Here is an 11622-nt window from a genome sequence, read left to right as displayed (position 1 = left end):
GCGTGGCGGAGCGTCGATCGACGATTTCTTCCCCGATGGAGCTTTCCGGTCAGATATAGAGCTGCTCGTTGATCGGAATATTGTTCTCCCGGCAATAGGTCTCATAGTGGTTGATGAACCACCAGACATCCGCCGTTTCGACAAATGCGCCATTTTCGTCGTAGAATTCGATCGGCCCCTGCATCCAGCCCCATAATTTGGTGCCTTGGGGATGCTCGCTGACGAGGGTGTGACGTTCGCCCGGGACCTCGAGGAAGAAGTCGCCAGGGTTCGCCACCCATTGATGCTCCAGATAGCGCAGGCTGCCTTCGAGGCACATCATCACGAGGCGGCCGCGATGTTTATGCGTGCCCAGCACCCCAGGCCCCTTCAGCCAGAGTATGTTGCAGTAGATATTCTGCCGGACGTCGAATGCGAGATGACGGATAGCCGCATTTTCGCCAAAGGGGACCCACGGGCTGTCCTTTTCGGACGTGCTGATGAAGCTGCCGTCGACGCCGCGGGCTTCTATGACATGCGCCAGATTTTCGGGCACATCGACAATCTTGAAAGCGGTGGATGGCGGCGCGGCCATAATTTCTGGCATGATGATGTTCCTGTATCGATGAGTTGGATGCGGATCAGAATTTCACGCCGAGCCGGGCGTACCATTCCGCGGGACGATTATAGGTGCCATACAACATCCCGCCGGCAATCTGGGCCTGACCTGTCGTCAGGAACCGTTCGTTGAAGATGTTCGTGCCACCAACGGTTACGCTGTAGCGGTCATCGGGCAGGCGCAGCGTGATATTGGCATTGACGACCTGGGACGCCTTGCGGTCGAGCAGGAAGGTGCCTTCCGTGTCGTTGCGCATCCGCGACGTGTAGGTCCAGTCGGCCAATGCGATCACTTTGATCCCCGTGTCCCCGACATCGAATTCGAAGCGCGGGCTCATGTTGACCTTCCAATGCGGTGTCTTGGGGAGCTCGGCACCCGTGAAAACACCTGCTTGAACGGGGTTGGGCGCGACGACGGCGCCCTGCAGCACGGACGTGTATTTCGCATCGACATAACCGACCGAACTGTTGAGCGTGAAGCTTTGGACAGGCGCAAAGACGACTTCCGCCTCGAACCCCTTGATGCGCGCATCGCCTGCATTCTGGATGACCGGCGAAACGCCCTGCTGGAAGTTGAGCTGGATGCCCTTGTAGCTGGTCGTAAAGGCGGCGGCGTTCAACTGGAGCCGACGGTCGAACAGCTGGGACTTAAAACCGATTTCCCAGGTGGTCGCCTTTTCCTCGTCAAAGCTGGGCGCGGTGGGCAGCGGGTTGGAGAGCCGCGTCGTCCAGCCACCGGTCTTGTACCCCTTCGACCAGGACGCATAGGCCATCAGGTCATCGGCGGGGTAAAGCTGCACACCGATCTTTGGCGAGAAATTGTTGAATTTCTTTCGGTTCACGCCGCCGGGATAAAGTTGCAGCGGAGCGCCCGGGTTGGGGAAGCCGGCTGCGAGGCGGCAGTCGTCGCTGATCGGCGTGAGCGAAGCACAGGGCGGCACGCCGAAACCGTTCAGGATCTTGTAGGTCAGCCCGTTGAGGTCGGTCTGCTTCCCTTCGAACTCCTTCTTCTCCTCGGTATAGCGCGCGCCAAGGGTGATGCCGATCAGGTCGTTCGGCTTGAAGTCGATCTGGCCGAACACCGCCCCGTTCTTCGTGCTGAGAATATTGTCGCCGTCGATCGAGAGCAGGCCTTCGGCAAAGGTCACATATTCGTGCAGATTGCCCGATTCGCTGAAATAATAGGCGCCCATCACATATTTCAGGCGATCGTCGAGCGCCGAGCCGAGCAGCTGAAGCTCCTGGCTGAACTGCTTCTGGTTCATCTCGAAGCTGATCTGAAGCATATTGATGGGCGATCCATCCGCGTCTAGGCCAGCCTTCCAGTGCAGCTCGCGATAGGCCGTGATCGATTTGAGCGTCACGCTGTCGGAGAGGTCAAATTCGATTGTGCCTGCCGCGCCATAAGAGCGCATGTGCGAGAAGTTGGAGCCTGTCGCGTAGCTCGTGTCCTTGTCGCCGGTGATGAAGCGATCATCGTAAGGCAGGCGATCATTGTCGGGATTGCCATCGGCATTCACGCCGAAAATGGGTGGAAGGTCGAACAGGCCGGTGCGGCCGGCGCGGCGTTGCCCATAGACAAAGGACGGGGGGCCGTTGCCGCAGCCGGTTGACTGGCCGGCGATGCCGCAATTGTAGGTTCCCGCGAACACGTCGAACGCGCCTCCGGCAATGTCGGGCGTCGTCGCCAGCAGGGTGTTGGGAAGCTGTTCCTGCCGGCTGTTGCTGTAGTCGCCCGACAGCGTCGCGCGCAGATTGTCGAGCGGCTCCCACTTCAGCTTGGTGCGCAGGCTCCAGCTATTTTCGCCACCCTCGCTGCCAAGTCCGCTATTTTCATATCCCGCGGCCGAATAGGCTGACGGGGGTTCGACCTGATAGGTCCCCGGCTGCGCGCCGGGAAAGGATTGGCGCTTGAAATAGCCGTCGCGCGTCTTGACCGCGAAGGATACCGAACTTTTCAGCGTATCCGAAATTGGAATGTCGGCGGTGCCACGCGCCTGGAAGAATTTATACCGGCCGACAGTGGCGTCACCGACAAAGCGGAACGTATCGCCCGGATCATGGGTTACGATCGAAACCGCGCCGCCGATGGTGTTGCGGCCGAACAACGTGCCCTGCGGCCCCTTGAGAACTTCGATACGCTCGACATCCCCCAGCTCCTGGTTAGCACCGACCGAGCGCGCCAGATAAACGCCGTCGAGATAGACGCCGACGCCCGGATCGATGTTGAAGGCAAAGTCGTTTGAACCGATACCGCGGACATAGGCAGCCAGGACGGAAGACGAACCCGAGAAAGGCGTGCCGGCGTCGAAAGTCACGTTGGGAGCGAGGCCCGAAAGCGAGGCCACACTCTGTATCGCGCGCTCCTCAAGCCCGCTGGCGGTGAAAGCCGAAATCGCGATCGGCACGTCCTGGACATTTTCCGAGCGTCGCTGCGCCGTAACGACGATATCCTCGATGCCGCCCTGCGAAGGCCGCTCGGTATCGGCTTGCGCTGTCGCTGCGCCGGTAGCCGGTGACGAGGCATCCTGGGCGAAAGACGGAGTCGAAATGCCTGCGGCGATAGCCAAGATCGACACGACTGGCATTGAGGTGATGGGCCTGATCATAATATTCCCCTCCTGAACGACGCTCTTTTGAGCTTTCGCAACCGATGCCATACTAAGTGGTGCATGGCTTGGACGAGACCGCCGACAACAAGGACAGGAACGAATTATTATCGCAAGCATGAATTTTTCACATTTGAGAACTAAGTGTAAATTGCTGGTCCGGCAAACGTATTTGTCTCCTGCCTCGGCAGGCGAGATGACCGTCATCGACGGAGCGGCGTTCCCGAATGGACTAGCTGTCCGGCCGGAGAAATATGGCCAGATGGGTGGCACCTTCCGGCTAACAAATTTGCTTGGTGGCTTCGCATGATAGGGGAGCTCGCCGCGCAACCGCCGCGATCAAGCACTGCAATGCGCCAGTCAGCCGCGCGGGACTTCGCGCCCCTGGCTTGGCGAAAAGCCATATCGTTTGCGGAAACAGCGGGCAAAATAGGCGGGATCGTTGAACCCCAGTTCCATTGCGATCGCGGTGATGCTCGATCGCCGGTCGGCGGCCAGCAGATCAAGTGCTCTTTCCAGGCGGTGTTCCAGCACATAGGCGCGCAGCGTCGTTCCTTCGGCGGCCAGCCAATGTTGTATGGTTCTGGGAGAAATGCCGACTTCTTGCGCGACCAAAGCAGTATCAAGCTCCGGATCGCCCAGCCGCGCATCGACGATAGCCTTGACGCGGGCCAGGCCGCGACCGTCCACATTGGGTCCGCCACGCACCGCGCCGCGAAGCGCCAGGCCGAGCAGGTCGAGCAGGAGCGTTTCCGCATCCGTTTCCCAATCCGCGCTCGGCGGCGCCGTGCGGATTTCCGCTTCTCGCCACAGGGCGAGGAGGAGCTGGTGGAAGCTGTGCACCGCCGGTGAATTTCCCGGCGTCGGGCTTCCGATATGCAGGTCGAGCTGCGGCACGCGCCGTTCGAGCTCGCTGCGCAGGAGTTTGAGCACCAGCATCTCGTGCGAGACGGTCTCTATACGCATCGGCGCCGCTGTGGTGCAGATCGAGAGGTCGCCGGGTCGCAAGAGGCATTCACGTCCCAATTGGCGCTGGTCGCTCGATCCGCGCGTCTGGAGATGCACCAGCAGCCGTTCGTCACCATACGGCACCGCCTGACGCGATACGACCGATGCTTCCGCCCTGGCTTTCATGATGGCGAGCCGACCCAGTTTCCAGCAACCAAGGTCGCCCCGAAACTCGCGATTGCGGCTGTCGATCATCAACTCGGCGGATTGCGTCGCGGCGATCCTGTTCCAATAGGCGAGGCGTTCCCCGCTCGCTACATCGCGCGTGGAGAAATGCTCGATCAACCGATCCGGCCCTGACCCAGGCGTATATCGTAGGTTCCGCTAGGCATCCCGGCGCCGCCGCACACCAATAGCCTGCAGATTGACGACTTTACCGTCATCGGGCGCTTCGAAGGCGATGCGGAGAGAGACGGGCCGATGTCTCAGGCCGCCGCACGAAAGGAACTGGGAGCCCGGCCATAATGTTGCGCGAAACAGCGGGCGAGATATCCCGGATCGTTGAAGCCACACGCATAGGCCATTTCCGCGACGGTCAATCCACGGCATGCTGGGTCCTCCAGCATGCTCCGGACGCGGCGAAGCCGTACACCGCGCAATTCTCGGCCCACGCTGGTCCCTGCCGCAGCGAACAGGGTGTGGAGATAGCGCAGTGATATCCCATGGCGTGCGGCGACAACAGTCGGCGTCAGATCGGGGTCGGCATAATCGGCCATCAGCGTACGCCGGATCTGATGGATCAGACGGCGGCGGTGAGACGTTTCCTCGGTCCCGATACCCTCGCACATCAGCGCGAGGCAGCCGCCCAGTTGGTCACCCAGCAGATGGCCGGGCACGTCCAGCCCGTTTTCCACCGCCCCGGCAATACCACTCAACAGCCCCTCGATCGCGGCCGACCAGCGTGAATCGCCGATCAACGGCCGTAGGATACACGCCTGAGGATCAGGCAGCCAGCGTTCGATCCAGGCGCTGGGGCAGGCAATCAGGTAGCTCTCAGAATAAGCGGAGGTGTCGAAAGAAAAATGGTCGAGATGGCTGAACAACAGCGCCTGCCCCGCCCCCAACGTCGTTTCTCGGCCATTTTGGCGCATCGTGATGCCGCCGCTGCGTATGTAGACGAGGTCGAAGCGCGGCTGCGCGCCGTGGCGCCCGCCCGCATCATGGATGCACTCCTGCCGCGTGGCGGCGATCACGGAAAACTGCACTTCGCCGATATCCCGCCGGCGGAACTCGCCGCGAAACCCGTCGCGATCGGGCACACGGATGTCGATGGGCGTCAGATGGGTCTGAACCGCACTGTGCCAGTGGTCGAAGGCAGGGCGACCGCGCGACGCATCGGTCGAAATATGATAGCCGGGGTCGCTCACCAGCAATCCGTCTCCCTTGGCGCGGCTCTCGATACGGCGACGCCTTCCCTACCCCTTAACTCAAATCAAGGTGCCACGCCATAGCAGGACGCTGGACTAGACGTCGAGCAGCAGTAGCGGTGAATGCGCCCGCGAACAGCAGGGGGTAATAAGGTCGCCAGCCGCTCGCTCCTCGTCGGTCAGGTAGCTGTCTCGATGGTCGGGCACACCGTCAAGGAGACCAGTAACACAGGTACCGCAGATCCCCTGTTCGCAACTGATCGGCAGGTCGATCCCGGCGGCGGCCAAGACAGCGGCAATAGTGGCGCCGGGGGGAACGGAAAAGGTCGCTCCCGTGCTGGCGACGCGAACGTCGAAGGGCTGGTCGCCCGCCTGCGAGGAGAGGTCTGCGGCTTCGAACAATTCCCGGTGGAGACGGCACGGCGGCCAGCCCTGCCGCAGCGCCTCGTCCCGCACTGCGGTCATGAATCCCGCCGGGCCGCAGACATAGATATGGGTCGCATCGTCGGACGCGCCGATCGCGGCCGAAGGATCGAAGCGCGAATATCCTGCCTGCCGGCTGAGATATTGCTGCCCTCCCAGCGCATCGACCCTGTCCGCGAAGGCGGCGGCCGCGGCATTCTTGCTGCAATAATGCAGTTCGAACGGCTTGCGCTGCGCATGCAGCGTTGCAGCCATGGACAGAAGCGGGGTGATGCCGATGCCGCCGCCGATTAGGATGTGGCGCTCGGCGTCGGGAGCGAGCGCGAACAGGTTGCGGGGCATACCGACCGCGACCTGACGGCCCAGATGAAAGGCGGCATGCACTTTTTCCGACCCGCCGCGCGAGCGCGGCTCCCGCAGCACCGCAATTTGGTAGCGATGCCGTTCGGCCGGATCGTTACATAGCGAATACTGCCGTACCAATCCGTCATCGACGACGACATCGACATGCGCGCCGGCGGCGAACTGCGGCAGCGGCGCGCCATCGGGTCGGGCGAGGTCGATGCGCACGACATCGCCTGTCAACGTCACCCGGTCGGATATCTCGAGTGTCAGCCCGTCGGACAAAGTCGGCATCTTGACGCCTCAGACCACGGGTTCGACCGGAAGGCGCGTCGCCGCCTTGCGCTCGAGCAGGTCGAGCGGCGCTTCGCTTCCCGGCTGCGGCATGGCGCTCTGCTCGGCGATCAGCTTCTTCATGATCCGCCGGGCGCGCGTCGCGGCGACATCCGCCGAGGCCATGACCGGTCCCATTTCATCGAGCGTGCGCTCGCCCATCATGCGCTGCTGCTGTTCGAGAATCGGCTTGTCCTGCCCGACAAAGGCAATTTCGATCGCGGCGCGCCACATCGCGTCCACCGCCGGATCATCGACCTTGTAGTTACGCGCGAAGGACCAGAAATACCAGGTCGTGGTCGCATCCTTTGGCGTGAGAAGATCGCAACCGTACAGCCACACGCCCTCTCCGCGGGTTTTGCCGACCGGCGTTACGCCGACATCGAGCAGCAGATTGCCGGGTGGATCCCAGCGCATATAGGCCCAATGATCGACGTTATCGGCATAATCGTCGAACGCTGCGGCCCAGGCCGGCGGAGCGACGCCGTCATGTGCCCAGCGGTTCGACCATACCGTCGTGCCGCTCTGCATGGTTTCCAGCTTGCTCTTCGTCAGCGCCTCGCTGTCGAGTACGCCTTCGTGAACGAATTCGGCATGAGTGAGGTCGAGGAGATTGTCGCTGATCAACTCATAGTTCGCCGCGACTTCCATTAGCCCTTCGATCCGGCGGAAGGCAGGATCGCTGTTGCAGGCGAAATCCGGGATCACGCTTTCATCCGCCAAGTCGGCGTTGCCCAGCCACAGCCAGATCATGTCGTACCGCTCGACGACCGCATAGCGCTTTACGCGCATCTTGGCGGGAATTACGCCATCGGCGAGCGGGCTGCGGACGCAGGCGCCCGAGGTGCCGAAGCGAAAGCCGTGGTAGCCGCACTGGACCTCGTCGCCGATGAGCTTGCCCACGCTCAGGGGAGCGAAGCGATGCGGGCAGATATTCCCCAGCGCGACGGGATCGCCGGCCGCGGTGCGATACAGAAGGATGGACTCGCCGCAAATCTGGCGTTCGAGCAGCGCGCGCCCGATTTCGCCGCTCCAGGCGGCGACATACCAGCAATTTTCGAGGAACATGGGCCTATTCTCCTTCGTCCGCGCCACGCAGGCGCCGAGTTCGTGAAAATAGCGCATCGGGCGCGACCATGTATGGACGAGAGCGCATATAATATGGCAGTCGAGCGCGCGGACGACCGCTTCACGGCCGCCGCACTTCCGCCGCCGACCAGGCATTCACCAGTGGGTCGCACGGCAAGCCTTGCCTACGATGTCGAGATCCCCGTCGATCCGCGCGGACCGCTAGGAGGACCGGCCGCGGTGATGTCCAACCTGGCGACCGGTGCCGATCGAACGGCACCGGAATGCAGAAGCGTTCCGCCGAAAATACCAGTCTTCGCTTTGAAAAGCAGTCTAGTATTTAAATAGCAGGTCCACTCCATAGGTGCGCGGGGCGCCCGGCATAGCGGAACTCCCTCGCGCGCCATCGCTCTGGATCTGCGCGACATAATAATGGGTGCCGGTCAGATTCTTTGCCCAAAGACGTAAAGCGTAGCGGTCGTTTCTGTCCGGGAAGGTGTATTTCACCTGCGCGTCGAGCAACGAATAGGCGGGCTGCTTCAAAACATTGTCGGCATCCCAGGCGAACCGGCCGTTGTACGAATAGTTGAGATCGAAGTTGAGCCCGCCAATTGCCGTTTCCACCGCGTAATTCAGGCCGGCATTGGCGGTCACCTTGGGTACACGGACCATCCGATTTCCGGAGGCGTCGATGGCTGCGAAGCCGTCGACATAACCCCCGACTGGACCCAAGGCTGGATCTGTATTGAGATTAATAACCGGGCTCTGGGCGTTCGGGAATCGTTGATATTTGGCGTCGAGATAGCTCGCGCCGAAGCGAACATTCAGGCCATCGCCGAGCACTGCTTCGCCTTCGAACTCGGCGCCATAGATGCGTGCGCTGTCGGCATTGATGATCCTTACGGTCGGGCCGTCAAATTGCTGAAACTGTGCATCTTGAAATTTATAATAAAAGACCGCGCCATTGAGTCTGACGGTGCGATCGAACAATTCCGACTTGAAACCCAATTCTGTGGCATCGAGGATTTCGGGGCGCGCAGCCGGATTGGAGAACGGCAAGGTGTTATATACGCCCGCCTTGTATCCGCGGGACTGCGACAGATACACCAGGATGTCAGGCGTGATCTTCTGATCGATGGACAGCTTGTATGTAAATTTGTTGAAAGTGTCCGATCCGGTCGTCGCCATTCCCGGCGCCGGAGTCGTTCCAAGCTCATAAAGTTCGCTCCGGCCGACGCCTTCAAGGTCGTCCTTGGTGTAGCGGGCACCTAGAGTGATCCCGGTGGTATCGGTGATGTGGACCGTTGCCTGGCCGTAAGCAGAGTATGATTTTGTCCGGGTTTCGCCATAGGTATCGCTGACGAGCTTCGTACCCGCAGGCAGGCCCACGAACGGCGCGAAACTGTCAATATTCAAGCCGGTGAAACGCGACGGAAGGTAACCTGCCTTTGAATTGAGGTAGAACAGACCAGCGATCCAGTCGACCGAGGAATTTTCCTCAGAGGAAAGCTGAAATTCCTGAGTGAACTGCTCGGAAAACCCGTCCAACACCCCAAGCAAAAAAGGTTGTTTCGAAAAATCGGAATCAAAATCACCCAGGCTTGTGCCCTTGCGATATGCCGTGATGCTGCTGAAATTCGCGAAAGGCAGGCGCTGTTCGATCTTGCCTGATACACCCCAATCCTCTTGAACATTCCTCGGCTGGGAATCAGCCTCGATGTCGTAGAAACGGAGAGTTGGCTGCAATTCGAACGGCGGCAACTGATAGCCGCGAGCAACGCCATAGCGATACTGGCTATGCGCCAGCATATCATTCTTCGCGTGACTATAGTCGCCGGAGACCGAAACCGTCGTATCGGGCGAGATTTCCCACCGAAGCTTGCTGCGCACCGCTTCGGTACGATCTTTGCCCCACTCGCGCGCGTTGGCGACATTTCGCCCCCAGCCATCGCGCTGGTGAACGAACAGGCCCGACACATCGATCGCCAGACCGGGCGCGAGACCCGCGGTTGCGTAGATGTTGCCGCGCAAGGTGTCGAAATTCCCGTAGCCCAGGCCGCCTTCCACACCAACTTGCTCCGACGGCTCCCGCGTCACGATATGAAGCAGGCCTCCGCTCGCATTGCGGCCGAAAAGCGTGCCCTGCGGCCCCTTCAGCACCTCCACCCGGTCAATTGAGTTGAGTTGAAGCAGCGATGGCGGGACGCGCGTGATATACACATCGTCCAGGTACACGGCCACGCTGCTCTCATTTCCCTGAAGCGAGCCAGGGTTACCGATACCGCGCAGAAATGGCTGAACCGCACCCGTGGTGACGAAGACGCTCAATGCTGGCACGAGCCGGCCAAGATCTGCCGCATTGCTGATGTTCGCCGACTCCAGCGTACCGCTGCTGACCGCGCTCACCGCGACCGGGACATCCTGCAGGTTCTGGCTTCGCTTTTGCGCGGTGACCACGATGTCCTGTAGTCCGGAGTCAGTTTCGACCTGCTCGGCATCGGCTTGCGTCGATCCATCGGATGGCGGCGTGTCAGCTGGTGCATCGACACCTTGAGCGTGCGCGTTGCCAAAGGTACCAAGGCCTGTCGCAACGCACGCGACCGTCAGCGCCAATTGCAGGCGCGAACACCGATTAAACCGCATCATCAATCCCCCAAATCCACAAATCGAGCTTCTCCGGGCGCGCCGAATTCCCGCACGTCCGGTGTCACGTCGCGACCCTATCGGGGGGTATCGCACACGCAAAGCAGCGGGATTTGATCAATGCGAGCTTCGCTTTAGCGATATGAGCGTCGCTCAGCGGCCTTGCCGCATCGCCTCCTACGCCAGCAACGTTTCCCGGCCCGACAGGAGCGAAAGCCCACTTTTGCGTTCTTGGGAGTATCGCCTTGGGAGGATTACATCGTCATCGATGGCTGGGCGGGGACATCAGGCGGCGACGGCCAGATCCTGCTCGGGACCGACTGGCTCGGGCATCATAACCATTCCGTCGAATTCTTTCAGCGCGCGCTCCAGAAGCGGCGGGGCTTTCTTCTTGCCAGGATCATAAAAGGGCAAGAGGATTTGGGCCATGTTGAGTGTGACAGAGCGGAAGAGAAGGCGCTTGTACCACTTCTCGAAACGAAGGGACCGTTCCATTTCCTCCGAGGACATCGACGCGCGATCCACGTCCAGCATGTACGACACAATCCTGTCATTCCAGTCGCCGAAAAACTTGCTGAACACGAACAGCGCTTTTATTCGCCGAAGATAGCTGCCGTTCAAGGCGTCAAGTACGTCATGGCAAGCCGAGCGATGCTCAAATTCCTCCGCGGTGTGCCAAAGAAACAGAATTGCAATCCGCCGATCCTTACTGTTCTTGAACAGATCTATCCGGTTGTAATTTAGCAGGGCAATGTACATCGCCACATTTTCGAATGCTACGCACCAGCCAAGATTATCGAGCAGGGACTGGGACTTCTCAGCCTCAGCCATCTCCCTCTTCATCGTCTCCTCAAATTCGCGCAGTTTCGGATATACCGCGAACAACTGCTTGTTGAGGCCGGCATGGACACGATAATGGTGCCCCTCCTGTGCGATGAAATGATCGATGGTTTCGCCCACATGAGCCTTTTCAGGAGGCAGCACTTTGCGCGCTTTTGCCATCACCCGGTTCATGTATGGCTCCAGAGCCGATGCAAGTATGCTGCCGCTGTTGATGAAAGTCGAGAATGTGGGCTCGGCCGCCCAGTGCATCGGCACATTCTCAAAGTTTATCCGCATGCGCCGGGGTTTAATCGACATCCTGATCTCCATGACTAGGTAAACGGCTCGCTCGTTGCCATCGGCGAGCCTTTGTCCTCAAACATGCCAGCTCAGCCGGCATTCGGGGGAGT

At 60.4% G+C, this 11622-nt stretch carries 8 protein-coding genes; all 8 read right to left on the bottom strand.

The window, feature by feature from the left end; all coding sequences use genetic code 11:
* Positions 1 to 49 precede the first annotated feature (49 nt).
* Positions 50 to 586 carry a 2,4'-dihydroxyacetophenone dioxygenase family protein gene (locus tag ACTJI5_RS16920; protein ID WP_440861151.1) on the bottom strand — a complete coding sequence of 179 codons (537 nt, stop codon included), beginning with the start codon at positions 584 to 586 and terminating at the stop codon, positions 50 to 52.
* Positions 587 to 620: 34 nt separating this feature from the next.
* A complete protein-coding gene (locus ACTJI5_RS16915; protein WP_440861249.1) occupies positions 621 to 3185 on the bottom strand; it encodes a TonB-dependent receptor in 2565 nt (854 codons plus the stop codon).
* Between the two features lie 381 nt (positions 3186 to 3566).
* The gene (locus ACTJI5_RS16910) at positions 3567 to 4499 is read right to left on the bottom strand and encodes an AraC family transcriptional regulator (RefSeq protein WP_440861150.1); all 933 of its coding nucleotides are present in this window, start codon (positions 4497 to 4499) and stop codon (positions 3567 to 3569) included.
* A gap of 140 nt (positions 4500 to 4639) precedes the next feature.
* Positions 4640 to 5581 (bottom strand): helix-turn-helix domain-containing protein, encoded by a 942-nt coding sequence (locus ACTJI5_RS16905; RefSeq protein WP_440861149.1) that lies wholly within the window; start codon positions 5579 to 5581, stop codon positions 4640 to 4642.
* Positions 5582 to 5677: 96 nt separating this feature from the next.
* Complete coding sequence (locus ACTJI5_RS16900; RefSeq protein ID WP_440861148.1) at positions 5678 to 6640, bottom strand: PDR/VanB family oxidoreductase; 963 nt, start codon at positions 6638 to 6640, stop codon at positions 5678 to 5680.
* 9 nt (positions 6641 to 6649) lie between these two features.
* Positions 6650 to 7747 carry a Rieske 2Fe-2S domain-containing protein gene (locus ACTJI5_RS16895; RefSeq protein WP_440861147.1) on the bottom strand — a complete coding sequence of 366 codons (1098 nt, stop codon included), beginning with the start codon at positions 7745 to 7747 and terminating at the stop codon, positions 6650 to 6652.
* A 333-nt stretch (positions 7748 to 8080) separates the two neighbouring features.
* Positions 8081 to 10393 carry a TonB-dependent receptor gene (locus tag ACTJI5_RS16890; protein WP_440861146.1) on the bottom strand — a complete coding sequence of 771 codons (2313 nt, stop codon included), beginning with the start codon at positions 10391 to 10393 and terminating at the stop codon, positions 8081 to 8083.
* 282 nt (positions 10394 to 10675) lie between these two features.
* Positions 10676 to 11530, bottom strand: coding sequence for a metal-dependent hydrolase (locus ACTJI5_RS16885; protein ID WP_440861145.1), 855 nt, complete (start codon positions 11528 to 11530; stop codon positions 10676 to 10678).
* Positions 11531 to 11622 lie beyond the last annotated feature (92 nt).

Origin of the sequence: Sphingopyxis sp. 22461 (assembly GCF_052044915.1) — a bacterium.
Lineage (GTDB): Bacteria > Pseudomonadota > Alphaproteobacteria > Sphingomonadales > Sphingomonadaceae > Sphingopyxis.
Note: the sequence above shows the minus strand (reverse complement) of the source record. Positions and strands in the feature narration are given on the sequence as shown.